At 58.1% G+C, this 26,820-nt stretch carries 21 protein-coding genes and 1 tRNA gene; 14 read left to right on the forward strand and 8 right to left on the reverse strand.

Annotation, left to right across the window (positions count from 1 at the left end):
• Positions 1 to 57: 57 nt before the first annotated feature.
• From metG to IEW73_RS10465, 8 genes are all read left to right on the forward strand, one after another.
• The gene (gene metG / locus IEW73_RS10430; protein ID WP_188674256.1) at positions 58 to 1,893 is read left to right on the forward strand and encodes a methionine--tRNA ligase; all 1,836 of its coding nucleotides are present in this window, start codon (positions 58 to 60) and stop codon (positions 1,891 to 1,893) included.
• A 7-nt stretch (positions 1,894 to 1,900) separates the two neighbouring features.
• On the forward strand, positions 1,901 to 2,734 hold the full coding sequence (locus tag IEW73_RS10435) for a TatD family hydrolase (RefSeq protein ID WP_188674259.1): 834 nt from the start codon (positions 1,901 to 1,903) through the stop codon (positions 2,732 to 2,734).
• 411 nt (positions 2,735 to 3,145) lie between these two features.
• Positions 3,146 to 4,264, forward strand: coding sequence for a resuscitation-promoting factor (locus tag IEW73_RS16550; protein ID WP_188674262.1), 1,119 nt, complete (start codon positions 3,146 to 3,148; stop codon positions 4,262 to 4,264).
• Positions 4,265 to 4,363: 99 nt separating this feature from the next.
• The gene (gene rsmA, locus IEW73_RS10445) at positions 4,364 to 5,284 is read left to right on the forward strand and encodes a 16S rRNA (adenine(1518)-N(6)/adenine(1519)-N(6))-dimethyltransferase RsmA (RefSeq protein ID WP_188675068.1); all 921 of its coding nucleotides are present in this window, start codon (positions 4,364 to 4,366) and stop codon (positions 5,282 to 5,284) included.
• Between the two features lie 11 nt (positions 5,285 to 5,295).
• The gene (locus IEW73_RS10450; RefSeq protein ID WP_188674265.1) at positions 5,296 to 6,291 is read left to right on the forward strand and encodes a 4-(cytidine 5'-diphospho)-2-C-methyl-D-erythritol kinase; all 996 of its coding nucleotides are present in this window, start codon (positions 5,296 to 5,298) and stop codon (positions 6,289 to 6,291) included.
• Positions 6,292 to 8,076, forward strand: a complete 1,785-nt coding sequence (locus tag IEW73_RS10455; protein WP_188674268.1) for an ABC-F family ATP-binding cassette domain-containing protein — start codon at positions 6,292 to 6,294, stop codon at positions 8,074 to 8,076.
• A 40-nt stretch (positions 8,077 to 8,116) separates the two neighbouring features.
• Positions 8,117 to 9,016: a polyphosphate kinase 2 gene (gene ppk2 / locus IEW73_RS10460; RefSeq protein WP_188674271.1), complete on the forward strand. Its 900-nt coding sequence runs from the start codon at positions 8,117 to 8,119 to the stop codon at positions 9,014 to 9,016.
• A 9-nt stretch (positions 9,017 to 9,025) separates the two neighbouring features.
• Positions 9,026 to 10,117 (forward strand): VOC family protein, encoded by a 1,092-nt coding sequence (locus IEW73_RS10465; RefSeq protein WP_188674274.1) that lies wholly within the window; start codon positions 9,026 to 9,028, stop codon positions 10,115 to 10,117.
• Between the two features lie 20 nt (positions 10,118 to 10,137).
• Here the strand turns inward: IEW73_RS10465 and IEW73_RS10470 are convergent, their stop codons facing one another.
• Positions 10,138 to 10,593 (reverse strand): carboxymuconolactone decarboxylase family protein, encoded by a 456-nt coding sequence (locus IEW73_RS10470; RefSeq protein ID WP_188674277.1) that lies wholly within the window; start codon positions 10,591 to 10,593, stop codon positions 10,138 to 10,140.
• 88 nt (positions 10,594 to 10,681) lie between these two features.
• On the opposite strand from IEW73_RS10470, the gene IEW73_RS10475 reads away from it, so the two are divergent.
• Positions 10,682 to 11,725 carry an enoyl-CoA hydratase/isomerase family protein gene (locus tag IEW73_RS10475; protein ID WP_188674279.1) on the forward strand — a complete coding sequence of 348 codons (1,044 nt, stop codon included), beginning with the start codon at positions 10,682 to 10,684 and terminating at the stop codon, positions 11,723 to 11,725.
• Positions 11,726 to 11,735: 10 nt separating this feature from the next.
• Here the strand turns inward: IEW73_RS10475 and IEW73_RS10480 are convergent, their stop codons facing one another.
• Complete coding sequence (locus IEW73_RS10480) at positions 11,736 to 13,337, reverse strand: peptide chain release factor 3 (protein ID WP_229675965.1); 1,602 nt, start codon at positions 13,335 to 13,337, stop codon at positions 11,736 to 11,738.
• A gap of 329 nt (positions 13,338 to 13,666) precedes the next feature.
• Here IEW73_RS10480 and IEW73_RS10485 point away from each other — a divergent pair, with 329 nt between their 5' ends.
• Complete coding sequence (locus IEW73_RS10485) at positions 13,667 to 15,298, forward strand: fatty acyl-AMP ligase (RefSeq protein ID WP_188674284.1); 1,632 nt, start codon at positions 13,667 to 13,669, stop codon at positions 15,296 to 15,298.
• 18 nt (positions 15,299 to 15,316) lie between these two features.
• Here the strand turns inward: IEW73_RS10485 and pth are convergent, their stop codons facing one another.
• The 6 genes from pth to IEW73_RS10515 all read right to left on the reverse strand — a co-directional run bounded on the left by pth (position 15,317) and on the right by IEW73_RS10515 (position 20,132).
• The gene (gene pth / locus IEW73_RS10490) at positions 15,317 to 15,886 is read right to left on the reverse strand and encodes an aminoacyl-tRNA hydrolase (protein WP_188674287.1); all 570 of its coding nucleotides are present in this window, start codon (positions 15,884 to 15,886) and stop codon (positions 15,317 to 15,319) included.
• Between the two features lie 87 nt (positions 15,887 to 15,973).
• Positions 15,974 to 16,600: a 50S ribosomal protein L25/general stress protein Ctc gene (locus tag IEW73_RS10495; protein WP_188674290.1), complete on the reverse strand. Its 627-nt coding sequence runs from the start codon at positions 16,598 to 16,600 to the stop codon at positions 15,974 to 15,976.
• A gap of 212 nt (positions 16,601 to 16,812) precedes the next feature.
• On the reverse strand, positions 16,813 to 17,259 hold the full coding sequence (locus IEW73_RS10500) for a hypothetical protein (RefSeq protein ID WP_188674293.1): 447 nt from the start codon (positions 17,257 to 17,259) through the stop codon (positions 16,813 to 16,815).
• A gap of 6 nt (positions 17,260 to 17,265) precedes the next feature.
• Positions 17,266 to 18,246 carry a ribose-phosphate diphosphokinase gene (locus tag IEW73_RS10505; protein WP_188674296.1) on the reverse strand — a complete coding sequence of 327 codons (981 nt, stop codon included), beginning with the start codon at positions 18,244 to 18,246 and terminating at the stop codon, positions 17,266 to 17,268.
• The gene (gene glmU, locus IEW73_RS10510) at positions 18,243 to 19,781 is read right to left on the reverse strand and encodes a bifunctional UDP-N-acetylglucosamine diphosphorylase/glucosamine-1-phosphate N-acetyltransferase GlmU (protein ID WP_188674298.1); all 1,539 of its coding nucleotides are present in this window, start codon (positions 19,779 to 19,781) and stop codon (positions 18,243 to 18,245) included. Before glmU ends, IEW73_RS10505 begins: the two co-directional genes overlap by 4 nt.
• A gap of 279 nt (positions 19,782 to 20,060) precedes the next feature.
• Positions 20,061 to 20,132: transfer RNA gene (locus IEW73_RS10515), tRNA-Gln, on the reverse strand.
• A gap of 152 nt (positions 20,133 to 20,284) precedes the next feature.
• On the opposite strand from IEW73_RS10515, the gene IEW73_RS10520 reads away from it, so the two are divergent.
• The 4 genes from IEW73_RS10520 to IEW73_RS10535 all read left to right on the forward strand — a co-directional run bounded on the left by IEW73_RS10520 (position 20,285) and on the right by IEW73_RS10535 (position 26,672).
• The gene (locus IEW73_RS10520; protein WP_188674301.1) at positions 20,285 to 20,914 is read left to right on the forward strand and encodes a TetR/AcrR family transcriptional regulator; all 630 of its coding nucleotides are present in this window, start codon (positions 20,285 to 20,287) and stop codon (positions 20,912 to 20,914) included.
• Between the two features lie 65 nt (positions 20,915 to 20,979).
• Positions 20,980 to 24,585, forward strand: coding sequence for a transcription-repair coupling factor (gene mfd / locus IEW73_RS10525; protein WP_188674305.1), 3,606 nt, complete (start codon positions 20,980 to 20,982; stop codon positions 24,583 to 24,585).
• Complete coding sequence (locus IEW73_RS10530; RefSeq protein ID WP_188674308.1) at positions 24,582 to 25,478, forward strand: nucleoside triphosphate pyrophosphohydrolase; 897 nt, start codon at positions 24,582 to 24,584, stop codon at positions 25,476 to 25,478. The genes mfd and IEW73_RS10530 overlap by 4 nt, the downstream gene beginning before the upstream one ends.
• Before the next feature lie 66 nt (positions 25,479 to 25,544).
• Positions 25,545 to 26,672, forward strand: a complete 1,128-nt coding sequence (locus IEW73_RS10535; protein ID WP_229675915.1) for a lytic transglycosylase domain-containing protein — start codon at positions 25,545 to 25,547, stop codon at positions 26,670 to 26,672.
• The last annotated feature ends 148 nt before the right edge of the window (positions 26,673 to 26,820 follow it).

The raw sequence follows: 26,820 nt of genomic DNA on the forward strand, positions 1-26,820 counted from the left end.
GTGGCAGTGTTGTGCGCGGTTGGGAATCCTGGCCTATGACCGAATAGGCTGGACCGCATGTCTACCCGAGTGCTCACGGCGGTTGCGTGGCCTTACACCAACGGTCCACGTCATATTGGCCATGTTTCAGGCTTTGGTGTCCCTTCGGACGTCTTTGCTCGCTATCAGCGGATGGTGGGCAATGAAGTGCTGATGATTTCGGGTACTGACGAGCATGGAACGCCGATTTTGGTGCAGGCGGAGCAGGAAGGCTGCACCCCGCAGCAGCTCGCCGACCGGTACAACCGTGTCATCGTTGATGATCTGGCCGGGCTGGGTTTGAGCTACGACCTGTTCACTCGGACGTCGACGCGGAATCACTACGCTGTGGTGCAGGAACTGTTCCGCACGCTGCATAAAAATGGGTATTTGGTGCCGAAGACGACGACGGGGGCGATTAGCCCGTCGACTGGTCGCACTTTGCCTGACCGATACGTCGAGGGCACGTGTCCTATCTGTGGGTATGACGGCGCTCGTGGTGATCAGTGTGACAACTGCGGTAACCAGCTTGACCCGATTGATTTGATTAATCCTCGGTCCAAACTCAATGGTGAGACTCCGAAGTTTGTTGAGACCGAGCACTTCTTCCTTGATTTGCCGTCACTTGCTGGCGCGTTGGAAACGTGGCTGAAGGGTCGCACTGACTGGCGGCCAAACGTGCTGCGATTCAGTTTGAACTTGATTGAGAACCTTCGCCCCCGTGCGATGAGTCGGGATATTGACTGGGGTGTGCCCATCCCGTTGGAGGGCTGGCAGGACCGTCCCGATAAGAAGCTGTACGTGTGGTTTGATGCAGTTATCGGCTACCTGTCAGCGAGCATCGAGTGGGCTGTGCGTAGTGGTGATCCCGAGGCATGGCGTAAGTGGTGGACTGATCCTGAGGCGGTCAGTTACTACTTCATGGGCAAGGACAACATCACTTTCCATTCGCAAATTTGGCCGTCGGAACTGCTGGGGTATGCGGGCAAGGGCAGCCGTGGTGGTTCGCCTGGGGCGTTCGGTGATCTGAATCTGCCCACCGAGGTGGTGTCCAGCGAGTTCCTCACAATGAGTGGGTCGAAGTTTTCGACTAGCCGCGGCACGGTCATTTACGTGCGTGACTTTTTGAAAGAGTTCGGCCCGGATGCATTGCGGTATTTCATCTCTGTGGCGGGGCCGGAATCGCACGATACTGACTTCACGTGGGATGAGTTCGTGCGCCGGACCAACTTTGAGTTGGCAAACGAGTGGGGCAACTTGGTGAATAGGTCTGTGTCGATGGCGCAGAAAAACTTTGGGGAAATCCCTGCACCAAGTGCGTTGATTGATGCGGACGTCGAGTTGCTGCGTACTGCGGAGGCTGCGTTTGCGTCGGCTGGTGCGCACCTGCAACGGAGCCGTTTCAGGGCGGCGGCCAACGAGGGCATGAAGGTTGTCACGGCCGCGAACCGGTACATTTCAGCGCTGGAGCCATGGAAGCTGGCGAAAGACCCTGCTCAGCGTGATCGTCTTGCGACGGTGTTGCACACGTCGTTGCAGGTTGTGTCAGATGCCAATACGTTGCTGACGCCTTTCCTTCCGCATTCGGCGCAGCAGGTGCATGAGTTGCTCGGTGGCGAGGGCGTATGGGCGGCGCAGCCTCAGGTGTTTGAGGTCAATGACGATACGGCGCAGACTGAGCCTGTCGGTGCGAATTTGCCTGAAGCTGGGCGGAGCTATCCCGTGTTGATGGGTGACTACGCCAATGAGAAGGCGCAGTGGGCGCGCACGGAAGTTAAACCGGGAACTCCGTTGAGTAAGCCGAAGCCGTTGTTCGCCAAGCTTGCCCCTGAACTCGGTGAGACAGGTCCAGAGTGGGCTCCGGTCGTTAAGTGAGATTGTGATGAGTTCGAAGAAGCAGCGCGAGGCGCCGCCGTTGCCTGAGAAGTTGGCGCCGATTGTCGATGCCCACACGCATTTGGATGCGTGTGGGGCTCACGATGAAGCGTCGCTGAGGGTCATCGTGGACCGTGCTGAAAGTGTGGGCGTGGGCACGGTGGTGACTATTGCGGATGACCTCGAGTCCGCGAAGTTCGCGGTGCAGGCGGCGCGGTGGGATTCGCGGGTGTTTGCTGCGACGGCGTTGCACCCAACTCGCGCTCAGCATCTTGACGATGCAGCGAAGTTGTTGCTCGAACAGTTGAGCAACGATGATCGCACGGTTGCGGTGGGGGAGACTGGCCTGGATTTTTATTGGCCGGGGAAATTGGAGTCGTGCGCTTCCGTCGAGGAACAAGAGGACGCGTTTCGGTGGCATATTGACTTGGCGAAGCGTGTTGGTAAGCCGCTTATGATTCACAATCGGGAAGCCGATGAGGCGCTGGTGGACGTGTTGCTGTCTGAAGGCGCGCCGGATGACGTGATTTTTCATTGTTTCTCGTCTGGCCAGGAGATGGCCCGGGTGTGCATTGACCACGGTTGGGTGTTGAGTCTGTCGGGAACGGTGAGTTTCCGGAATGCGCGTGAATTGCATGAGGCAGCGCGGTTGATTCCGCACGATCAGTTGATGGTGGAAACGGATGCGCCGTACTTGACTCCGCATCCGTATAGGGGTGCGCCTAATGAGTCGTATTGCTTGCCGTACACGGTGCGTGCGCTGGCGGAAATCCGTGGGGAAACGGCAGAAGAGGTAGCGGCGGCGACAACGGCAACTGCTCGCCGAGTTTATCGCCTTTAGACGTTTCGTTATCTTGGCGTGATTAAGTTCGTGCTTTTGCATTGTGTCCTGGCGCACAGTTGCAAGCGCTCGTAAAAGTTGCGAAAGTGCCCTGTGTGGCTCCTGTGACTTTCCATTTTGACAGCGTCAATGGAAATTCGTATGCATAATAACTCCAGCTCAGGGCACAATTAGCCGCCCCAATTGGGTGCTTAGTTCCCCGGTTAATTTCAGAGCAATGGGTGCCTGTCTTGTTTTTGCCCGAATTGTGGACCACGTCTCATATTCGCGAAAGTGCTTGCTCTAGCTAGCGCGCCCCCGTTACGGTTTTGTTATCGAAACAGCCGGGATGAAGACGCCCGACAGGGAGAGCAACGACGCTCACACACCACCCTCGTCTTCTGCTCGGAACCATCGAACGTCAGGAACACAATGTCGCGCTCCATCAGCCCCACTTCAAAAAAGGTCCAGATCGTTGCAGGCGGAGTTCTACTCACCGTCGTCGCAGGAACTGGTACGGCGATGGCAATGCAGAAGGATGTCACCATCGAGATCGACGGTGAAACCACCTCGGTCAGCACCTTCCGCGGCGACGTTAACGGTGCCCTCAAAGCAGCAGGCATCTCCTTGACGGAACACGACGTTGTACTCCCCGCGGCAGACACTTCAGTGTCCAATGGCGACATCATCACGTTGCAGCGCGCTCGGCTCGTACAGCTCAACATTGACGGCGAAGTCCGCGACGTATGGACAACCGCGCAAACCGTTGAAGAAGCACTCGCTCAACTTGATCTCGACAACCGCGAATTTGGCCTCTCCGCTTCGCGTTCACAGCGACTCCCGATCGACGGCCTTGAGCTTTCCGTAACCAGCCCGAAGACAGTCTCGATCTCGGACGGCACCAACCAGGTTGATCACGTCACCGTTGGGATGACTGTCGAAGATGTGCTGCACGAAATTGGCGCTCCGCTTGAGGGCTTTGATGCCGTGAAACCACATCAGCGCACCGTGGTGACTGAAGGAATGGAGATCGTTGTTGATCGTCTCCGCCTCGTCCGTGAAGCAGTTGAAGAAGACATCGCTCCGCCAGAGCACGTTATCGATGACCCAAACCTCGAACAGGGCCAGACCCGCGTTGAGGTGACTGGCACACCAGGTCGCGCCAACAACACCTACATGGTTGTTTTCAACAGCGACGGCGAAGCTGGACGCAACCTTGTTGCCTCTGACATCAGCGCTGAAGCTAAGCCGACAGTCGTTCGCAAGGGCACCAAGCCGCGCCCCGCCGCGCCTGCTGTGAGCAACGGCAGCACATGGGACGCGCTGGCGCAGTGTGAGTCGAATGGCAACTGGTCAATCAATACCGGCAACGGTTACTTCGGTGGACTCCAGTTCGCGCAGCAAACGTGGGCCGGCCATGGCGGCACCCAGTACGCACCGCGTGCTGACCTCGCAACGCGGGAACAGCAGATCGCCATTGCCGAAAAGGTTCGCGCAACCCAGGGTTGGGGCGCATGGCCAGCATGCTCTAGTAAGCTCGGATTGCGCTGATCACTACGGTCAGTGAGCGGCACCTAAGCCGCCAATGAGCACGATGAGGACGCACTGAACATCACACCTCAAGACCGCACACCTGCGAATAGCCCCGAACTGGACGACAGTTCGGGGTTTTCGCCTGCCGTAACTTTGCTAGGCCCGTCAGAAATCCGGTCGTTGGCAGCCGCGCTCAGCATTCGACCGACCAAACAATGGGGGCAGAATTTTGTTCACGACCCCAACACGGTCCGTCGCATTGTTAAGGATGCCGCCGTCCCAAGCTCGCAGACAGTCCTTGAAGTGGGGCCGGGCCTTGGTTCCCTAACCTTGGCTTTGCTGGCCGCCGGGCACCCCGTGGTCGCTGTCGAAATCGATCCCGTCTTGGCTGAGCAACTTCCGAAAACGGTGCGAACCCACGCGCCAAGCCATGCGGACTCCCTCGCGGTGGTGCATGCCGACGCAATGCGCCTCGGTCGTGAAGACCTGCCCCGAGGTATCGACGAACCCGCAGCTATCGTGGCGAACCTGCCGTACAACGTGGCAGTCCCGGTGATCTTGCACCTGCTTGCGGAATTGCCGTCGGTGCGCAGCGTCTTGGTGATGGTCCAGGCCGAGGTTGCAGACCGGCTCGCCGCACCTCCTGGGAGTCGCACATACGGTGTACCTAGTGCAAAAGCTGCGTTCTTCGGATCAGTTAAGCGAGCTGGCAGTGTCGGGCGCAATGTGTTCTGGCCTGCGCCCAATGTTGATTCAGGTTTGGTGCGTATGACCCGGTACGACGTTGCGCCGTGGTCAATCGATGAGGATCACAAACGCCGAGTGTTTGCGGTTATCGATGCGGCGTTCTCGCAACGACGGAAGACTTTGAGGTCGGCGTTGGCTGGATGGGCAGGGTCCGCGGCGAATGCGGAGACCATTTTGAGGTCGGCAGGTATCGAACCGTCTGAGCGTGGAGAGAAACTCGGTGTCGCCGATTTTGTTCGCATCGCCGAGGCACAAACCGTGGTGGAGAATCCGCCGAGCGAGAGCGGATAGGCTGTCGAACTGTGCTTCATGTTGTTGAAGAGCCAATCATTGTCCGCGCCCCAGCGAAGATTAATCTGCACCTGGCGGTGGGGGACCTCCGTGATGACGGCTACCACGAACTGACGACGGTGTACCAGGCCTTGTCCTTGTACGACGAGGTTGCGATCCGCAAGGCAGACTCGCTTTCGATATCCGTCCAAGGAGAAGGTTCGAGCGACGTTCCACTCGGCTCAACTAACTTGGTGTGGCGGGCCGCGGAATTAATGGCCGCCCATGCAGGGCGTGCCAACAAGGGCGCTCGCGTGCACATTGCCATAAAGAAGGGCATACCCGTCGCGGGCGGGCTGGCCGGCGGTAGCGCAGACGCGGCAGCAACGCTGGTGGCGTTGAATGAACTGTGGCGCGTAGACGCAAGCCGGGCCGACCTTGTCCAGATGGCCGCCGAGCTCGGGAGTGACGTACCGTTCTCCCTCAGCGGTGGGACAGCGATGGGCGTTGGCCGCGGTGAGCAGTTGCTGCCCGTGCTGTCGCGAAACTCGTACCACTGGGTTCTGGCCTTCGCCAAAGGAGGGCTGAGCACGCCAGCTGTGTACAAGGAACTTGATCGTCTTCGTGAGAGTGGAGCACCCAAGCGGCTTGGCAGTGCCGATGACCTCATGCATGCCCTCACGGTGGGGGACCCTGAAGTGCTTGCCCCGCTGCTCGGAAACGACTTACAAATAGCTTCGGTGTCGCTGATGCCAACATTGCGCCGTACATTGCGTGCGGGTTCGGATGCAGGTGCGCTGGCCGCAATCGTGTCTGGGTCTGGCCCCACGTGCGCGTTTCTGTGTGCCAGCGAGGAAGACGCCGTGAATGTCAGCGTAGAAGTTTCCGCTACGGGCGTGTGCCGCACCGTTCGTACGGCGCGCGGACCGGTGCATGGCGCACGGGTGGTTCAGGGCGATCCGCCCCCACCGTCGTCACACCGGATAGATGATGGGCAGGGTTTATCGCCTGCCGAGGGAGGTGCCTGAGTGGCCAACTTGGTCAACTTAGAGAACGTGACCAAAAGCTTCGGTGTTAAGCCATTGCTCGACAGGGTTTCGCTTGGAGTTGAGGAAGGCCAACGCATCGGTGTAGTCGGCCTCAACGGTGGCGGCAAGACGACATTGCTTGAGGTGTTGGCAGGATTTGCTGAACCAGATAGCGGCAGGGTCAGTCGAAAGAGCGATCTGAGAATCGCCGTGGTTACACAGCGCAGTGAGCTTCCCCCAGGTGCCACGATTGGTGAAGCGATCTTCGGACCGCTCGGGTTGGCTGAACACGAGTGGGCGTCCAATTCGCGAATCCGCGCCATCTTGGGCGGCATTGGTTTGCGGGAGGCTCAACGTCACCTAGATACTTCGGTCGATTCGCTTTCCGGTGGCGAGCGGCGTCGCGTGGCGTTGGCGTCGGCCCTAGTGCAAGATCTCGATCTCCTTATTCTCGATGAGCCGACAAACCATCTTGATGTCGAAGGCGTTCAGTGGCTCGCGGAGCATTTGCTGTCACGGCGAAATGCACTCGTCGTGGTAACTCACGACAGGTGGTTCCTGGACACGATCGCAACGCAAACATGGGAAGTGGTTGGCGGTCAGGTAGAGACCTACGAAGGTGGCTACAACGACTGGGTGTTCGCTAGGGCTGAGCGTGCCCGCATCACTGATGCACAGGAGGAACGTCGACGAAACCTTGCGCGCAAGGAACTGGCATGGCTTCGTCGCGGACCACCGGCACGTACATCGAAACCTCGCTACCGGGTAGAAGCCGCAGAGGCGTTGATTGCCAATGTGCCGCCACCTCGTGATTCGGTCAATCTTTCGGCATTTGCCACCAAGCGGCTAGGCAAGGTCGTTATCGAGCTCGAAGATGTGTCGTTGTCGACACCCGACGAGCGCGTACTTCTCGACGAATTTACGTGGCGCCTCGCACCGGGCGAACGAACAGGGATTGTTGGTGTCAACGGCTCCGGCAAGACCACGTTGTTGCGAGCCATTGCAGGTGAAGCGTCGTTAGCTGGTGGCAAGCGTATCGAGGGAACGACTGTGAGCCTCGGTTGGTTGCGGCAGGAACTTGATGATCTCCCGATCGGTATGCGCGTGCTCGAGGCTGTAGAAGACGTCGGGCAGCGCGTAGTACTAGGGGACAAGGAGCTCTCTGCTTCGCAGCTTGCTGAACGGCTTGGGTTTCCACCAGCGCGGCAGTGGACTCCTGTTGCTGACCTCTCGGGCGGTGAGCGTCGACGCTTGCAGTTGACGCGAATCCTCATGGCGGAGCCGAATGTGCTCATGCTGGATGAGCCAACTAACGATCTCGATATTGACACTTTGCAACAACTCGAAGATCTGCTCGATAGTTGGCCGGGAACTCTCGTAGTAATTAGTCACGACCGTTATCTCATTGAACGAATTTGTGACTCTGTGTACGCACTATTCGGTGACGGCAAATTAACAAATCTGCCACGCGGAATTGAGGAGTACCTCGAACGCCGAAAGAAGGATTCTGCGGAGTCCGCGGGAAATCCAACATTGGGTTCTACCACCGTGTCTAAGCAGGCCAAGGACGGTGCTGCTGATCGTGCCGCGCAGAAAGAACTTTCCCGACTCGAACGTGCCATTGTGAAACTTGACCAGCGTAAAAGCTCACTTCACGAAAAGCTTGCGGCAGCCGCCACGGACCCTGAGCAAGCGCTTGGCTTGCACGAGCAACTTAAGGTCCTTGAAGGTGAGCAGGCTGAGCTTGAGGAAAAGTGGCTCGAACTTGCGGAGAAGTGCAGTTAAGTCGCCACGCTGGCGTCGGCCTTCCGTGTAACCTCGGTCCATGCCAGGAAAGAAGGTAGGAAAAAGCCAGGCCCCGACGGAGGGTTCGGTTCCAGCGCAGGCGAAAAAGCTACCTCGGGATGTATACGAGGCGGAACTGTCGCGGCTTCAGGCGGAACTCGTGTCGATGCAGCATTGGGTGCAAGACACCGGTGCGCGCGTCGTGGCGCTATTTGAAGGGCGCGACGCCGCTGGTAAAGGTTCTGCGATTAAGCGCATTACCGAATACCTAAATCCGCGACATTGCCGCGTAGTGGCGCTACCTGCTCCTACTGAGCGCGAACGTACGGAATGGTATTTCCAGCGTTACATCAAGCATCTCCCTGCCGCAGGAGAGATTGTGCTGATGGATCGCTCTTGGTACAACCGTGCTGGTGTCGAGCGCGTAATGGGCTTCTGTACGACTGACGAATACCGAAGGTTTTTGCACCAGGTACCCATCTTTGAGCGTTTGCTCGTTGAAGACGGCATCATTTTGCAGAAGTTTTGGTTCTCTGTATCGGACGTTGAGCAGGAGCGCCGTTTCCACTCGAGGCTGAATGATCCTATGCGGCAGTGGAAGCTTTCGCCTATGGACCTACAGTCAATTGTTCGGTGGGAAGACTACTCGCGCGCCAAAGATGAGATGTTCGTTCACACTGACATTCCTGAAGCCCGTTGGCAGACGGTAGAAGGTGAATTTAAGAGGAATTCGCGCATCAACGTGATTAATCACTTGTTGCAAGCCATTCCATATGAACACATCACGCCTCCTTCGGTGACTATTCCTCCGCGTCCTGCGGCCAAGAGTTACGATCGCCCGCCGCGGGATCAGTTCCGATATGTGTACGACCTTGCCGGTGATCTGGTGAAGAATGCGGACAAGGCTAAGAAAAAGAAGAAAAAGAAGTCTGGGAAGTGACTGCGCGTTATGACGCAACCGGTTGATGATCGTAAGCATGAGTTTCCTCGGCCAGGTGCTGTCCCATATTTGACCGTCAGCGGCGCACAGGAGGCTGTGAATTGGTACGTCGCTGTATTTGACGCCCGATTGCTCGGTACGCCGATAACAATGGACGACGGTCGGATAGGGCACGCCGAACTTCAGTTTGGTGAGGGCGTCATTTATCTTGCCGAAGAGTTCCCCGAGATGGGGTTGACGGCGCCCCGAACGGGGACAGCATCGGTGAGTCTCCTCATCCCTGTAGAGGATCCAGACCTTGTCCTTACGCGGGCGAGGGAAGCAGGTGGGCGTGTTGAGCGGTGGACTTACGAAAGTCACGGTCAACGAAACGCGACACTAGTTGATCCTTTTGGCCACCGTTGGATGCTCTCAGCGCCTCTCGGTGGACAACTTCACCAGGGCGATATCGCAGGCTTCACGTGGTGCGCACAAGACGTTTCAGCAGCCGTAGATTTCTACACCGCAGTTCTCGGGTGGGAAGTGGAGAAAGACGGCGATTCGTACCGCGTTGCGAACTCAACTGTGCCCCTGGGTGTCGAGGGCGGTGCGGCAACAAGTGCGTTGCGTTGTTGCTTCGCAGTCGGGAGCATCGACGAAACAGTTAAAGCTGTTGTATCCGCGGGTGGCTCACAACTCGAAACAGATCCGGTTATGTGTCGCAGTGTTGCCGGAGAAGATTTTGAATTGTCGGAAATCAGCGGCAACGAACGTCGTCCAGCGATCAATGGCAATAGTCCCGGTGACCCCGCCTACATCACCTTCGAAACAACCGACCCCGACGCGTTTCGGACATTCTTCGGCACAGTTCTTGGCTGGGAGTTTGACGGAAGCGAAGATAAGGGCGGCTTCGAAATGGTGGGCGTGCACCCCATGACGGGGATGACACGAGCACCCGCTACGACTGTTGTGCCTATGTGGCGAGTCGACGACGCAGTGGCCGCAGCCCAGCGGGTGACCGAAAATGGAGGAGAAATCCTCGCCGGTCCTGAGGTGCGTGACTACGGAGTGTCAGTGCATTGCCGCGACAATCAAGGTGGTCGGTTCTACTTAGGCTCGTGATCGCTACGACATCGTGATCGCTAGGACACTGGTCGACCACTAATCATGGAGAGTCGATTCCACGAGTTGATCATCACCGCGATCCACGACACCGCGACAAACTGATCATGTGTGAGCACAGTTCGCGCTTCACGAATGATGGCAGGTGGCACATCCTGGCCGGGGAGTGCCGTGATCGCTTCGGTCAACGCAAGCGCAGCTCGTTCCAGCGGACTGAACAATGAAGATCGGCGCCACACAGGGAGCACAGCAAGACGGTCACGGTCTTCGCCCGACTGTGTCGATTCCGCAGTGTGCACTTGCAATGAGTGAATGCAGCCATTCATTTGAGAGGCTCGAATCTTCAGCAACTCGGCAAGCCCTTGGGGTATGCCAGATTGACGCGCAATGGTGGTGACCTCTTGGTTGAGGGAAATGAGCCCCAAATATGTCCCCGAAGAGGGTTCGGCAACATCAACTCGCTGAGAATCATTCATGGCACAGAAGCTTATTAGTTCATGCTGGAGTGCGGGCAGAGTACCGTCGGTGCCACTGAGACAGATACACAAACGAAACGAGGCTGACATGGCGGACACAACCGCATCCGACACCATCGTCACGGACACCTCCAACGGTGTTGGCGTGATCACGCTTAATAAGCCGAGTGCTCTTAATGCGCTTGATATCGACATGATTCGGGCGATCCGGTCGGCTTTGGTGGGGTGGGCTGACGATGATTCTGTCGACGCGGTTGTCGTGCGCAGCAATTCCCCACGTGCGTTCTGCGCGGGTGGTGATATTCGTCAGATACGTACCCAGGTGCTCGCGGGCGACCTTGACGGTGCCCATGCCTTCTTCCGGGAAGAGTACGACCTCAATGAATACATTGCGCAGTTCCCGAAGCCATACATCGCGCTCATCGACGGCGCAGCGATGGGCGGTGGCTTGGGGATTTCCATCCACGGTGACGTGCGGGTCGTCTCCGAGAAGGCACTCCTAGCGATGCCGGAGACAGCTATTGGGTTCTTTCCGGACATCGGCGCGAGCTACTTTCTACCTCGACTCAACATTGATTCGCACGGCTTGATGACTGTCGGCAAATATCTCGGCATGACAGGGGCGCGGTTGACGGGTGCGGACGCGGTCGCCTGCGGGCTCGCTACGCATTTTGTTCCGCACGAGCAGTTCGCGGAGCTCACTGAAGCGTTGCTGGCGAATCAGGAAAGCGCTGTCAGCGTTGTTGAGAAGTATGCAACGCCCACGCCCGAATCGTCTCTAGCCACACGTGTTGACGACATCGAGGAATGCTTCTCCGCTCCGACAGTTACCGAGGTCGCGGACCGTTTGCGTGCAGGAAAGTCTGACTGGCACAGCGAGACTGCAGCCGCGCTTTCTGTGGTGTCACCGCGCAGCGTATGGATCACCGCACGCCTCGTCGAAAGGGGAGCGGTGTCGTCTTTGCGCGAGTGCCTCGACCGAGAGCTTGCGCTGACAACTCACGTAATCCAGCACCCTGATTTCGCCGAGGGAATACGGGCAGTTCTTGTCGATAAAGACCGCAAACCCTCATGGGAGAACAGCACCCTGAGTGAGGTCACACCCGGTGATATTGATCGGGTGCTGCTGTAGGGCTGGGAAACTAGTCTGCTGTTGCCACTAGTGGTTCCAGCGTCAATGTGGGGTGTTCTTTCTGGATGAACTGAAGTCTCCACTTGTCGCTTACTAACGCGAGCATCACACCGTCGGTGCGGGTAAACACTTCGACGCCACGTTGCCGGGATAGTTCCGCAGCAGATTCCATGTCGGTGCGCCGCGCCAAAGTGTAAGGCAAGCGGTCGAACTGAGTTTCGACGGAGAACTCCGTCGTCATTCGCGCGGTGACAACCTCGAACTGCATCGGGCCCACAGCCGCAAGGACTGGCGAGGCATCGCCGCGGATGTCGTTGCGCAAGACCTGTACAACGCCTTCGGAATCGAGTTGGTCGATCGCTTTGCGGAACTGCTTGTACTTGCTCGACGACGCGGCGCGTAGGACCGCGAAGTGTTCGGGGGCAAACGACGGGATGGGTGGATACTCGACAGGTTTGTCCGTGAAGAGCGTATGACCGGGTGCGAGGGCGGTGGCGTTGACGAGACCGACGACGTCACCGGGGTAGGCCGATTCCACTGTGGAACGGTCGCGACCAAACATCGTCTGGGCGTACTTCGTGGTGAAGGGGCGGCCCGTCTGCGCATGGGTGACGACCATGCCACGTTCAAATTCACCTGAGACGATGCGCATGAAAGCGATCCGGTCGCGGTGCGCGGTGTCCATCCCGGCCTGCACCTTAAAGACCACCGCTGAGAACGGGTCGTTGATGGTGCGCGGTTTTCCATCTACTGCGGCTCGGGGCCCAGGGGGTGGCGCGAGTTCAACAAGCGTGTCCAGGATTTGCCGCACACCGAAGTTCAGCATCGCTGAGGCGAACAGCACCGGTGACGTCTCGCCGGCAAGGAAACTGTCCGTGTTGTGGTCTTGGCCCATCGCCGAGAGCAGTTGGCTTTCTTCGACCGCAGTGACCCAGTCATCGTCCTCGAGTTCAGCTGCCTCGCTCGGACTGTGGAGCGACTCGGGGGCGATTGTCGCGCCACCAGCGGTTCGTGTGAACTTGATGTATTCCTCAGGCTCGCCGCCCTCGCCCCGGCGCATGATGCCTTTGAAGTCACCGGAGATCCCGACCGGCACGTACAGCGGTGTGGGCATCATTCCGATTCGCTCAGAAATTTCGTCAAGCAATTCGAGAACACTACGACCTGGGCGGTCCCACTTGTTTATGACGGTGATAATCGGGATTCCGCGGTGTTTACACACCTGGAAAAGTTTCAAGGTTTGCGGTTCGAGCCCTTTGGCCGCGTCAATGAGCATGACTGCGCAGTCGACGGCCGTGAGAACGCGGTAGGTATCCTCGGAAAAGTCCGCGTGACCTGGGGTGTCGACGAGGTTGATCACACAGTCGGTGGCCGCAGCGTTGTCCCCGGACGATCGGTAATTAAACTGTAGGGCCGTGGAACTAACAGAAATTCCTCGGGCCTTTTCCATCTCCATCCAGTCAGACACTGTGGATTTTCGTCCCGACTTGCCGTGAACGGCACCAGCTTCAGAGATGACGTGTGCATGCAGCGCCAAAGCTTCTGTGAGAGTTGACTTACCTGCGTCGGGGTGAGAAATGACGGCGAATGTGCGCCGTTTGCGTGCCTGAATTGCGACGCCGCTGCGATCATCCCCACTAGTGAGTGGGTGGTCGGAAACGGGGTTGCTACTTTCGGTCACAGCTACATCCTCAACTGACGGCTAGCACAAGGTCAACGTAAGGTTACTCGCTCGCAGCGTAGGTGAGGAATCGGACGATATTGTCACGATTGCGACACATCGAACTTGGTATCCGAAGATTCTGTATAGAACATCTAATACGTACTAACATGAGGTTTCCTTCGGGATAGCTGGCCGGTCAAGGCAACGGCGCATGCTCGTGACTCGCAAAACCTGCAATGTATTTACCCGCAACACCGAACCGCTCATAGGAGAAACAGTTGTCACGGTTCACCGACGAAATGTACGCCACTGCAGCGACAAGCAAAGCCGGGATTGTCACCGGTGAACCGACATCGCCGCTCCGCCAGACCTGGGGCGAAGTGCACCAGGTTGCGCGAGGCATGGCAGGGGCGCTCAAAGACGCGGGGATTGGTCCCGGCGACGCCGTGGGTATTCTGGCTGGGCAACCAGTCGACATCGCCCCTGCAGTCCAGGCAATCTGGATGCGCGGTGGTTCAGTCACCATGCTGCACCAACCGACACCGCGAACTGACCTAGCGCATTGGGCTGAAGAAACACAACTAGTAGTCGACATGATTAGCGCTCGAGCCGTCGTCCTCAGTTCCCCGTTTGAACCAGTCGGCCCCCTCCTCGCGAAGCGCGGAATCACGGTTGTGTCGGTCGATCAACTTCGCGAAGGCGCACCAATTGACCCGGTGCAGACAGCTGAAGACGACACCGCGCTTCTCCAGCTCACCTCAGGTTCGACTGGATCGCCCAAGGCCGTCCGGATCACACACGAGAACTTCCACACCAACTCACACGCGATGCTGACAGCCGCGAAGTATGACTTCGACAACGACGTCATGATCAGCTGGCTCCCGCTGTTTCACGACATGGGCATGGTGGGGTTCCTCACCACACCAATGCACTGCGGATGCGAGACAGTAAACGTCACGCCACTAGAGTTCCTCCAATCGCCACTGCTATGGGCTGAACTCATAACCAAGTACCGCGGAACTATCACCTCGGCGCCCAACTTCGCCTGGTCTTTGCTAGCCAGACGCCTGCAGCAGGCCGAAGACGGGGCCTATGACCTTTCGCGGATGAAAGTCGCGATGAGTGGTGCGGAACCAATCGACCCGGACACCATGAACGCGCTGCTCGAGGCCGGAAAGCGGTTCGGGCTTCCCTCAACTGCCTTGGTGCCCGCGTACGGAATGGCAGAAACGACGCTCGCCATTTCGTTCGCCAATGTTGGTGAGGGCATGAAGGTGGACACAGTGGATGCTGACCTCCTCGAGGGCGTACACAGTGCCGTACCGACCACGAAGGGCAACCTGCGCCGACTCGTTCAGTTGGGGCCGCTCGTGCCCAACCTCGAAGGCCGTGTCGTCGACAACGAGGGAAATGTTCTGGGAACTCGTGCAGTGGGCACGATTGAAGTTCGCGGAAAGGCTGTCAGCCCCGGCTACATCACCGTGGAAGGTGAAAAACCAACTCGCGATGCAAACGGCTGGCTCAACACCGGAGACATCGGGTACTTCACTGAAGACAACGAAATTGTCGTCTGTGGCCGCGCCAAGGACGTCATCATTATGGGTGGGCGCAACATCTATCCCACTGACATCGAACGGGCAGCAGGCACCGTGGACGGTGTGCGTCCCGGCGCTGCTGTTGCCGTTCGACTCGATGCGGGGGACCGTCGCGAAAGCTTCGCCGTAGCGGTGGAAACCAAACTGCATGACATTCCCGACGAGGTCACCCGTATTCATCATGAGGTAGTGCACGCTGTGTTCGCGGAAGTGGGTGTTCGTCCCAGGACCGTAGCTGTGCTGGCGCCTGGCAGCATTCCTAAAACACCGTCAGGCAAGCTGCGGCGCTCAAGTTCCGCAGCGCTCGTGAAGTAGCAAGCGCTCGTGAAGTAGTTAGCGTGCGTGGACGCGGTTCTGAGCTGCTTCGAGGCCCAGTTCGAGAAGCAACTCGACCGCGTCCGCCGCTTCCTCGACGATTACCCCAAGTGTGTCGCGCTCAATCTTCGAGAATGGTTTGAGGACGTAACTCGCAACGTCCATTCGTCCCGGCGGACGCCCAATCCCAACTCGCACCCTGAGGTAGTCGCGCGTATTCAGATGCGATGTCAGCGACCGGAGGCCATTATGGCCACCCTCGCCACCGCCGAGTTTGAGACGGATAGCGCCGAAGTCGAGGTCAAGGTCATCGTGGATTGCCACAATCTGCCCCGGCGAGAGCTTCAAGTACTTCGCCAATCCGCCGACAGACTGCCCGGACAAGTTCATATACGTTCGTGGCTTCATCACGACGACGTTCTCACCGTTGAGGCGCAACTCGACAACATCCGACTTAGTAGCTTTATGCGTTGCCCAGCGGGCATTATTTCGGGCAGCAAGGGCATCGGCGACTAAGAAACCAATATTGTGGCGAGTCGCTTCGTACTTTGGCCCGGGATTTCCCAGCCCCGCAACAATCATTGTCATATGGGTGTGACCTCCTGGCACAACCTATCCCAACGGCGAGGGCGGCGCGCCATAGAAATGGCACGCCGCCCTCGTTTCAAGTATGGATTACTCCTCTGAGGAGTCGTCCCCGCCAGCTGACGCTGCGTCGTCGCCTTCGGCGTCTTCATCTTCCTCGCCGAGGTCTGTTTCCTGCTCAACGGTGATGTTGACGATCAAGGTGTCTGCATCGATGTCGAGCTCGACACCTTCTGGCAAGTCAAGGTCTGATGCAAGGATCTGCGTGCCACCTTCGAGGCCTTCAACGGAAACGGTGAACTGCTCAGGAATGTTCAACACGTCCGCGAGAACTGCGATTGTGTTTGCGTCCTGGGTGACCAGGGTGTCCGGTGCTGCGTCACCCTCAACAACGATAGGAATGTCGACGCTTACCTTCTCGCCCTTACGGACTACAAGGAGGTCAACGTGCTGGATGACCGGGCGGAGTGGGTGGACGATAACTTCCTTGGCCAACGCGAGGTTCTTCTTGCCGTTGATGTCCAACGCAAGAATGGCGTTTGTGCCGTGGTTACGAAGTACGGCAGCGAAGTCTAGAGCCGGGAGCAAGAGGTGTACGGGGTCGGTGCCGTGTCCGTACATAACTGCTGGGATCTTGAAATCGCGGCGCGCACGTCGAGACGCACCCTTGCCGAACTCGGTCCGAACTTCTGTTGCCAAGTCAATAAGATCAGCCATCGTGGTTCTCCTCTAGTGCGTCAGGTCATGCACGGTAGTGCAATGTCATGAAGTCCCGCACGAGAACACACCGGTACACACATGTGTGTGGATTCAGCTTCCGCATTCTCACCCAGCCGCGCCGATAACGGGGCATCTACATGCCACCCTCGCCGAGACAACCGGATCATAATAACCGCAGAACCTACCTAGTGCGAAATCATGCTGCGGAGTTAGTGGTGGACCTCGACGTGGTCCACCATCATCTGCATGTTCTGGTCGTCGCCAGTGACAAAAGGATTGAGCAAATGTGCACTCAGCATGTTCGGGTCCTCCAGCGGTTCGTCACCTGCCATACACGTCGTGACGTGCCGATAGACCCCCGGGAACGGTGTTTCTATCGTGAGGGTTCCGGTCTTACCAGGGGGAACCAACGCGAAGGGCGGCCAGCTGACGTGTGAAATGGGGATCCCGAAGAATTGCAGGGCCGCCATGCACGACAGGTTCTCTTGCCCCGGATTAGAGAACGTGAACGTGACGTTTCGACCTTCTGCCGTCACTTCCACAGTAGGGGTAGGAACTGCAGGGACTGCGATGGGTTGCGCAGACGCCTGCGATGCGAGCGCAAGCGACGCACCGCAGGCCACAACTGCTGCTGTTACCGAACGCGAATACTTCATATACGTTTACGCACTTCCGTCGAACAGTGACGTGACTGAACCGTTTTCGAACACTTCGCGAATGGTCTGCGCTAGCAGCGGCGCGATCGACAAGACTGTCAACTGCGGGAATTGCTTTTCCTCAGGGATCGGAAGCGTGTTGGTGACGATAACTTCCTTCGCACCACAGTTCGCGAGACGCTCCGCCGCAGGATCAGAGAGCACACCATGCGTCGTAGCGATGACAACATCGCCGGCACCGCAATCACGCAACAGTCGTACGGCTCCAGCGATTGTGCCGCCCGTATCAATCATGTCGTCGATCAAGATGCAGGTACGGCCTTCAACATCGCCGACCACGCGATTCGACTTCACCTGGTTAGGAACGAGTGGGTCACGAGTCTTGTGGATGAACGCCAAAGGCGTCCCACCGAGCATGTCAGCCCATTTTTCGGCTACACGAACGCGGCCAGAATCTGGGGACACTACAGTGATTTTGTCCAGAGAATAGTTCTGTCGAACATGCCCAGCTAGTTGTGGAGAAGCACGCATGTGGTCGACTGGGCCGTCAAAGAAACCCTGAATCTGATCGGTGTGCAGGTCGACGGTGATAATGCGGTCAGCACCGGCGGTTTTCAGCAGGTCAGCGACGAGGCGGGCGGAGATTGGTTCACGGCCACGGTGCTTCTTATCCTGTCGCGCATAGGGATAGAACGGCAGCACAGCGGTAATTCGTTTCGCTGATCCACGCTTGAGCGCATCAATCATGATGAGCTGTTCCATCAGCCAGTTGTTCAGCGGGAACGGATGGCTCTGGATGACAAAGGCATCACATCCACGAACTGATTCCTCAAACCGTACGAAAATCTCGCCATTCGCGAAATCCTGAGCTGTTTGGGGCGTGACATGAATGTCAAGCTCTTTTGCGACCTGCTCAGCAAGCTCCGGATGTGCCCTCCCGGAGAACAGCATCAGGTTTTTCTGGTTGTCAACGGAAAATACGCTCACTCGGTCCCGCCATCCTCGATCACTTGGGGTGATTTGTTCATTTCTTGACGTACTTTCGCAGCAGCTTTAGCTGATGCTGTGCCGGGTCGATTCTTCTCGACCCAACCCTCAATAATGCGCTGTTGACCGCCCGACACTGCCAGCGCACCCGAAGGAACATCATTCTTCACGACTGTTCCTGCCCCGGTGTACGCCCCGTCACCAACGTGAACGGGTGCGACAAACATCGTGTCAGAACCTGCTCGGACATGCGAACCCACCACTGTGCGGCTCTTGTTCACACCGTCGTAGTTGACAAAAACACTCGACGCACCAATGTTGGTGTGCTCACCAATCGTCGCATCGCCCACATAGGTAAGGTGCGGAACCTTCGAATGCGATCCAATTTCCGCGTGCTTCGTCTCCACATAGGCGCCAATTTTGCAGTGGTCGCCGATCACGGACTTTGGTCGAAGATACGAAAACGGGCCGACAACTGAATTGGAACCAATGATCGCGCGCTCAGCGTGCGAGCGGATCACCCGCGTGTGCGCACCAACTTCCACGTTGGTGAGTGTGGTGTCAGGTCCGACTTCGGCATGATCGCCAACAACAGTGGCGCCATAGAGCTGCACACCCGGATACACCGTCACATCGCGACCGATGGTGACGTCAACATCAATCCAGGTGGTGTCGGGATCGATGATATTGACTCCATCGCGCATCAAGCGGTGAGCGATCCGGCGATTCAATTCTTTACGCAAACCCGCAAGTTGGACGCGATCGTTCGCCCCCGCAACGAGATGCGGATCATCAAGCACCATTCCGCGCACAATTTTGCCGCCGCGACGTGCGATGGCAATGACGTCGGTCAAATACAGTTCGCCCTGTGCATTATCGGAACTCAATTCAGATAATGCCGACCGCAGGAGAGCCGCATCAAACGCATATACCCCTGAGTTCACTTCCGTGATGCGTTTCTGGTCCTCGGTTGCGTCGGCCTCTTCGACAATTGCGGCGACGAGTCCGGATTTATCCCTCACGATGCGGCCATAGCCACGTGGCGCGGGGGCAATGAACGTCAGCACTGTTACTGCGGCTGGTTCGTTATCGGCTTGCTGTCCTGTGTGGGCAGAAATTAGGTCAGACAGCGCGTCAGATGTGAGCAGCGGGACATCGCCAGCGGTGACGAGAACTGTTCCCGCGAAGTCAGGCGGGAGTGCTGACAGTCCGCAACCAACTGCGTGCCCCGTCCCGTTTTGTTCCTCCTGAACCGCGGTGTGGAACTCGCGATCGAGCTTCTCGCCTACATGCTTGACTTCCGCGACCACCGATTCCCGCTGATGACCCACCACCGTAACGACTGCGCTCGGGTTAACCCCAGCCGCAGCATAGAGTGCGTGCCCAAGCATTGACCGGCCACACAATGGATGGAGAACTTTGGGGAGATCGGATTTCATTCGCGTTCCAGCACCTGCTGCAAGCACGATTACAGCAGCACCCACGCCGCCTTCTGTGCCGAACCCTGTGTCGGCCAGCGGTGGAGTCTGGGGCATTATTCTCCCTTGCTCACTCCGAATTCGGACAAACGCACCGACGCTCAGGCAAGGAATTTCGCCTGTGTGCGTCGCTACGCCGAACGTCGATAATACGCAGGATAGGCGTCGGGCCCGAATGTTGTGCTCAAACCGCCATGTTCGGCCATGCTGCTCGGCGCGTCGTATCTCGCCGGGCCCCTCGGTGCGTAGCCAAACGAGCCTGCATTTCGACCCTCATCCGGTACCAAATGTAGGCTCGAAGCGAAGAATGGGGCCGTTGAGATTGCGAGTGCGTTGCTCCGCCGCCAGGACTCGAACCTGAACTGTCTGAACCAAAATCAGAAGTGCTGCCTATTACACCACGGCGGATTGCGCGCCACACCGAAGGCACACGGTTGAACCGTGTCACGCTAGTGTGCGAAATGATAGTGACATATCGGGGTGTGTTTAGTCGACTTAGGGTCGCGGCGATCCCTGTTTTTGGGGCAAGGGGACTTCACAGTGGCAAGGGGATTTAAGAGATGACTCGGGCGCGAATGACAGGCTCCCAGCGGCGCAATCAGCTGATTGAAGTCGCGCGCGGACTTTTTGCTGAGCGCGGGTACGAGGCCTCGTCGATTGAGGAGATCGCGCAGCGTGCGCAGGTTTCCAAACCTGTGGTTTACGAACATTTCGGTGGGAAAGAGGGCTTGTACGCGGTGGTGGTGGACCGCGAGATGGCGGATCTGCTGCAGCGCATCACCTCGTCGCTTTCTTCGCATCGCTCCCGCGAGCGTGTGGAACAGGTCGCGCTTGCGCTGTTGACCTACATCGAAGAGTGCACGGACGGTTTCCGAATCTTGGTCAGAGACTCGCCCGCAGATGTGCGGTCGGGGACGTTTTCGAGCCTGCTCAATGATGCGATTTCGCAAGTTGAGCACATTCTTGCTGAGGATTTTGGTCGACGTGGCATGGCGACTGAGTTCGCCAGTCTGTATGCGCAAGCGCTCGTCGGGATGGTCTCGGTAACGGCCCAGTGGTGGCTAGACGAGCGTGATCCGCCGAAGGAAATCGTTGCTGCCCACCTGGTGAATTTGTGCTGGAACGGGTTGAAGTACCTCGAGAAGTCGCCGAGTTTGCAGAGCGAGCGCGTTAACCAAGATTCCGATTAGACTTAAGTGCCGCTACGGTTCGATATGAAAATCTTGTGTCGCTAATTCTGTGAGGAGCGCTGTCTGTGTCCGCTCAGCAGTCTCGAGTTGGTTCCTGTCAAGCGCTATTTGAAACAGCAAGCCTGGATGAATCGCTTCGGCTGGTTTCCCGGTCTGTAGGTGAATCAGAACGACGCTTCGTGGCGCCCAATGGCGCGAGAGTGTTTGTTGCGGCGACGATAGCGAAAAGCTCGGTGGTTCTCGTGGCGACGACCACTACCCGTGAAGCTGAAGACCTGGTAGCGGAGCTGCAGGGACCGCTGGGGGACGGTGTGGCCTTGTTCCCCTCGTGGGAGACGCTCCCGCATGAGCGGCTTTCGCCAAGCCCAGACACAGTTGGTCGCCGACACAGTGTCATCCAACGCCTGTCTCATCCAGACGACGCGACGCTCGGACCGCCTCTCCGTGCGGTTGTTGCGCCAATTCGGTCGATCGTCCAGCCGCTGGTACCTAACCTGGCTTCGCTTCGTCCCGTCGTGTTGACGGTGGGGGACGAGTACGACTTTGATGACGTCGTCGCGCAACTTGTCGAGTTCGCGTACAAGCGCGTGGACATGGTCGCTCGGCGTGGTGAGTTTGCTGTTCGCGGCGGAATCATCGACATGTTCCCGCCCACAGCTGAACACCCGGTCCGCATCGAGTTTTGGGGCGATGAGGTTTCGGAGATGCGTTGGTTCAGCGTTGCAGACCAGCGCTCAGTGCCAGACGGCGAAGTGAACACAGTTGTTGCGATGCCGTGTCGGGAGTTGCTGCTTACCGACGCTGTGCGCAGTAAAGCGGCCGCGCTCGCTGACATCCACACAAGCAACGAACCTCTTGTGGAAATGCTGAATAAGCTTGCCTCCGGCATAACAGTCGACGGTATGGAAGCGCTCACACCGGTACTTGTCGACGAGCCGTTGCAGATGCTCACCGACATCTTGCCTCGCGGATCTCATGTTCTGCTGTGTGACCCAGAAAAGGCAGAATCGCGTGCGAGTGACTTGCGGCGCGCGAGTACCGAGTTTCTTGAAGCATCGTGGACGGCTGCGTCCTTCGGCGGCACAGCACCACTTGACGCACAGGAACTCGATCTAGGCGCGTCGTCGTTTCGTCCCCTAGGGCTGGCGCGGGAGCATGCTATACAGTCCGGGCGATCTTGGTGGACCCTGTCGCCGATGGCCTCCGGATCAGACGAAGAAACTGAACTTCCAGTGCAAGCACCACCCGCGATTCGCGGTGGCGAGGACGAAATCACGCAGCTGTTCGCGATGTTGCGGGGGCATGTGGCGACTGGTGGACAAGCTGCCTTGGTCGTAGCGGGAGCGGGAACTGCAACGCGATTCCTCGAACGCCTGCGCGATAACGATGTCCCAGCGGTGGCGTTGGCTGATGGCGAAGAATTACGGCGGGGAGTGGTCAGCCTGGTCCGCGCCACACTCAACACCGGGCTGGTATTCCCTGGAACCAACCTCATCCTCCTTGCGGAGTCAGACCTCACCGGCAACCGAGTCGTCAGCAGCCCCGGGCGCAAACTTGCGTCCAAACGTCGTAACCAAGTCGATCCGCTCGCGTTGAACGCAGGCGATCTTGTTGTGCACGATCAGCACGGTATTGGTCGTTTCGTAGAGATGGCCGAACGCACGGTGGGAGGAGCTCGGCGCGAGTACCTCGTCTTGGAGTACGCGCCTAGCAAGCGGGGCCACCCCGGCGATCGACTCTTTGTCCCCATGGATGCGCTGGACCAATTGTCACGGTACGTGGGCGGCGAAGCCCCATCGCTGTCAAAAATGGGTGGATCAGACTGGCAGACCAAGAAGCGGAATGCGCGCAAAGCTGTGCGCGAGATCGCGGGCGAACTTGTTCAGTTATATGCCAAACGGCAATCAGCCCCCGGGCATGCGTTTGCGCCGGACTCACCATGGCAAAACGAACTCGAAGACGCCTTCGCTTTCGCCGAGACTGAGGATCAACTCACGGCGATCTCAGAAGTGAAGCAGGACATGGAACGTCCGGTACCGATGGACCGAGTTGTTTGCGGTGACGTCGGGTTCGGAAAAACCGAAATCGCAGTGCGGGCCGCGTTCAAAGCCGTGCAGGACGGCAAACAGGTGGCCGTGCTTGTGCCGACGACGTTGCTGGCGCAGCAGCACACCGATACTTTCACCGAGCGGATGACAGGGTTCCCGATCAAGATTCGGGAATTGTCCCGATTCACTGACCCCCGTGATTCAAAAGAAGTCATCGCAGGACTCGCTGACGGCAACGTCGATATCGTGATTGGCACCCACAGGCTCCTGCAAACCGGAGTTCAGTGGAAAGACCTTGGGCTCGTCATCGTCGATGAGGAGCAACGCTTCGGTGTGGAGCACAAAGAACACATCAAGGCGTTGCGCACCCACGTGGACATGCTGACAATGTCCGCGACTCCTATTCCGCGAACACTGGAAATGTCACTCGCCGGGATTCGGGAGATGTCAACAATCTTGACCCCCCCAGAGGAGCGTTTGCCCGTCCTCACATACGTCGGCGGTTACGAGCAAAAACAGGTTGCTGCGGCAATCCGACGCGAACTTCTCCGCGATGGGCAGGTCTTTTTTGTCCACAATCGTGTGAGCACGATCGACAAGGCTGCCAAGGACTTACGCGACCTTGTGCCCGAAGCCCGCATCGCCGTTGCACACGGTCAGATGAATGAGGAAGTGCTCGAACAAACCGTCCAGGGGTTCTGGGCTCGCGAATTCGACGTCCTCGTATGTACCACCATCATTGAAACTGGCCTCGATATTTCTAACGCCAACACCCTGATCGTGGAGCGGGCAGACATGCTCGGCCTGTCGCAACTTCATCAGTTGCGCGGACGCGTCGGTCGTGGCCGTGACCGTGGGTACGCCTACTTCCTCTACCCAGGCAATCGGTTGCTGACCGAAACGGCCTACGACCGCCTGGCCACGATCTCGCAGAACTCAGAACTTGGCGCCGGTATGGCAGTTGCCATGAAAGACCTCGAAATCCGTGGCGCAGGAAACGTGCTCGGAGCCGAGCAGTCCGGCCACGTCGCTGGCGTGGGATTTGACCTCTACATCCGCCTCGTTGGGGAAGCTGTCGAAGCTTACAAGGCAGTCGCGGATGGAAAGCCCATCGATGCTGTCGAGGAACGGAAAGAAATCAAGATCGACCTACCTGTCGACGCGCACATTCCACCCGACTATGTATCGAGTGACCGACTACGCCTCGAGGCCTACCGCAAACTTGCGTCCGCATCCAGTGCGCACGATATTGCCGCCGTGATCGACGAGCTACTCGACCGGTATGGCCCGCTACCCGAGGAAGTCAAGCGACTCATTTCGGTGGCACGACTGCGGTTGCTGTGTCGCGAAAAGAACGTCACTGACGTCCTTGCCGTGGGCACCCAGGTGCGGATATCTCCCATTGCGTTGCCGGATTCAAAACAGATGCGACTGAAGCGGCTTTTCCCAAGCGCGCAGTATCGCCCCACATCGTCGCAGGTGCAGTTGCCGTTGCCTCGCGGTGGCCGCGGAACACCCGCCGATCCGCGTGTCCGGGACAATGATGCAATTGCGTTCGTTGCCAATTTCCTGTCCGCGCTAGACGGCGAACCCAAAGCATCAGAAGCAGTTGTCTACACATGACGATCGTTGTTCTCGACCCGAGGCGACCTCACCTCATACCGGTGGAGGCGCTTCCACACCTGCTCCGCGGCGCACATATTTCCGCTGACGTCCCAGATGACGTTGCTCGCCACCTCACAGATGGCGGCGACACTGCGCCAACGCTGGTCACCACCAACGCCCACTCCCAAGAAGTTGCTGTGCGCCAGGAGCGGGGTGAACCGATTATCACGACACCGCCGTTCGTTGGGCGCGACGTCCTGATCGCGATTGATCTCCTCGACACTTTGCGAACTCATGGGCCGTGGGAAGCGGAACAAACCCACATCTCGTTACTGAGGTACCTGCTTGAAGAAACGTACGAATTGCTCGACGCGGCGCATAGCGGAGACTTAGGCGAGCTACGCGGGGAACTCGGTGACCTACTGCTGCAGGTGTTGTTTCACGCCCGGATCGCGGAAGATCACAGCGACCAGCCCTTCAACATCGACGACGTAGCCGATGCGCTCGTGACCAAATTGAACCACCGGAACCCACCAGATTTCGTCGATCCAGCCAAAGCAATCGATGCCGACGAGCAAAACCGTCGGTGGGAACAACGAAAAGCAGCAGAGAAGCGCAGAGACTCGATCCTCGACGGGATCCCACTAAACCAACCTGCGCTTTCCTTGGCGGAGAAAGTGCTCACACGCGCGGAAGCGGCGCAGTTTCCCAACGACCTAGTGCCATCCGCCATGCAGCAGATCACCATCACTCCTGGTGGTGGAGCTGAAATTGAACTCCGCAACCACACCCTCAGGTTCATGAACGCGATTCGAGCTGCTGAAACTCAAAACGCAACGCCGCCAACAAGTCCCGAAGAATGGCGAACTCGATGGCCCACAGCTAGCGCACAAACCACATCACAATCCTGATACGAACGACTTAAGTCTCGATCACTCCGGGTGCGCCGACACCACGCCAGGCACGACGATGATCCGGTGACATCAACTAGACGGTCCACTCGTAAGCACCTACCACGCCGCGTGGTGGTAACCACGGTGGCCGCTGTGTCCACGGTGGCCTTTCCTATGGTCGTGGCAGGTGCCTCGCCAAGCGACAGCATCATCGACATTGCTGACATCGCAGACTTCGCCCCCCATATTCATCCGCCCGCCCCCGGAACTCCATTGCCTCACGTCGATATCAACCAACCCGGGCGCAACGCGGTGCACTTTGAGCACTGGGCGAGGGCGCATTCGAACGAACTCGGCATACCCGTCCAATCCATGCAGGCCTACGGCAATGCCGCACGGGTAATGGAAGTTACCAACCCGGCATGCGGAATCTCGTGGACAACGCTTGCCGGAATCGGGGCCATCGAAAGCTGGCACGGCACCTACGAAGGCGCCACCATCAACGAACACGGGCAGGTCGAACCACCAATACGCGGGATACCACTCGACGGACGGCCCGGAATTGCGGAGATTCCCGACACCGACGGCGGTGAACTCGACGGCGACACCGAGTTTGACCGCGCCATGGGGCCAATGCAGTTCATTCCGTCCACGTGGCGAATCTGGGGCTCGGACGGAAACGGCAACGGGCACGCTGATCCCGACAACCTCGAAGACGCCACCCTGTCGGCCGCCCGCTACCTGTGCGCAAGCGGGGGTGACCTCAGGAACCCAGTAGGTTGGCGGACCGCCATCCTGGCGTACAACTTCTCCGAGGAATACCTCGAAGCTGTCCACGAGCGAGCGGTGCGCTACTCCCGTGACGTTTATGTGCCTGAACCGCCACCGCCACCCGCGCCGCCCGTGGAACATCATGAGCCTGAGCATCACGAGCCTGAACATCACGAGCCTGAACATCACGAGCCTGAGCACCACGAGCCAGAGCATCACGAGCCTGAGCATCACGAACTGGTGCATCATGAGCCTGAGCATCATGACGCTGAAAATCCCGAGCCAGGACACCACAATCCTGAGGTGCACCATGAGGCCGCAGCACGCGTCGACAATGGTCCAACCGTCGATCAAGACTCAGCGGATCGCAGCGCCGAGACCCTGCAGCGGCTCAATGCTCACCTCAAGAATCTGCTCAACTTCCTTAATGAGCAGCAATAATGCGCAAAACGCCCATGTTTGAACAAAACCGCGGCCTAGTTGTGCGCGCCTGAAACGGGGAGGCAAGTAGTCCCGCTACCCTCGAAGCTGGCAAGATTGTGTTTCGCGGAGGCAACTGCCCCGCACGTAGTTGTCAGCTGCCGAAGGA

The sequence above is a fragment of the Hoyosella rhizosphaerae genome (genome assembly GCF_014643175.1).
Classification (GTDB): domain Bacteria; phylum Actinomycetota; class Actinomycetes; order Mycobacteriales; family Mycobacteriaceae; genus Lolliginicoccus; species Lolliginicoccus rhizosphaerae.

Bases quoted from the DNA above. Each gene is read 5' to 3' on its own strand.
- IEW73_RS10470 (WP_188674277.1), bottom strand. From the start codon at position 10,593: ATGAATGATTCTCAGCGAGTTGATGTTGCCGAACCCTCTTCGGGGACA.
- IEW73_RS10530 (WP_188674308.1), top strand. From the start codon at position 24,582: ATGACGATCGTTGTTCTCGACCCGAGGCGACCTCACCTCATACCGGTG.
- IEW73_RS10465 (WP_188674274.1), top strand. From the start codon at position 9,026: ATGACGCAACCGGTTGATGATCGTAAGCATGAGTTTCCTCGGCCAGGT.
- IEW73_RS10495 (WP_188674290.1), bottom strand. From the start codon at position 16,600: ATGGCTGATCTTATTGACTTGGCAACAGAAGTTCGGACCGAGTTCGGC.
- glmU (WP_188674298.1), bottom strand. From the start codon at position 19,781: ATGCCCCAGACTCCACCGCTGGCCGACACAGGGTTCGGCACAGAAGGC.
- IEW73_RS10435 (WP_188674259.1), top strand. From the start codon at position 1,901: ATGAGTTCGAAGAAGCAGCGCGAGGCGCCGCCGTTGCCTGAGAAGTTG.
- ppk2 (WP_188674271.1), top strand. From the start codon at position 8,117: ATGCCAGGAAAGAAGGTAGGAAAAAGCCAGGCCCCGACGGAGGGTTCG.
- IEW73_RS10475 (WP_188674279.1), top strand. From the start codon at position 10,682: ATGGCGGACACAACCGCATCCGACACCATCGTCACGGACACCTCCAAC.
- metG (WP_188674256.1), top strand. From the start codon at position 58: ATGTCTACCCGAGTGCTCACGGCGGTTGCGTGGCCTTACACCAACGGT.
- pth (WP_188674287.1), bottom strand. From the start codon at position 15,886: ATGACAATGATTGTTGCGGGGCTGGGAAATCCCGGGCCAAAGTACGAA.
- IEW73_RS16550 (WP_188674262.1), top strand. From the start codon at position 3,146: ATGTCGCGCTCCATCAGCCCCACTTCAAAAAAGGTCCAGATCGTTGCA.
- IEW73_RS10500 (WP_188674293.1), bottom strand. From the start codon at position 17,259: ATGAAGTATTCGCGTTCGGTAACAGCAGCAGTTGTGGCCTGCGGTGCG.
- IEW73_RS10520 (WP_188674301.1), top strand. From the start codon at position 20,285: ATGACTCGGGCGCGAATGACAGGCTCCCAGCGGCGCAATCAGCTGATT.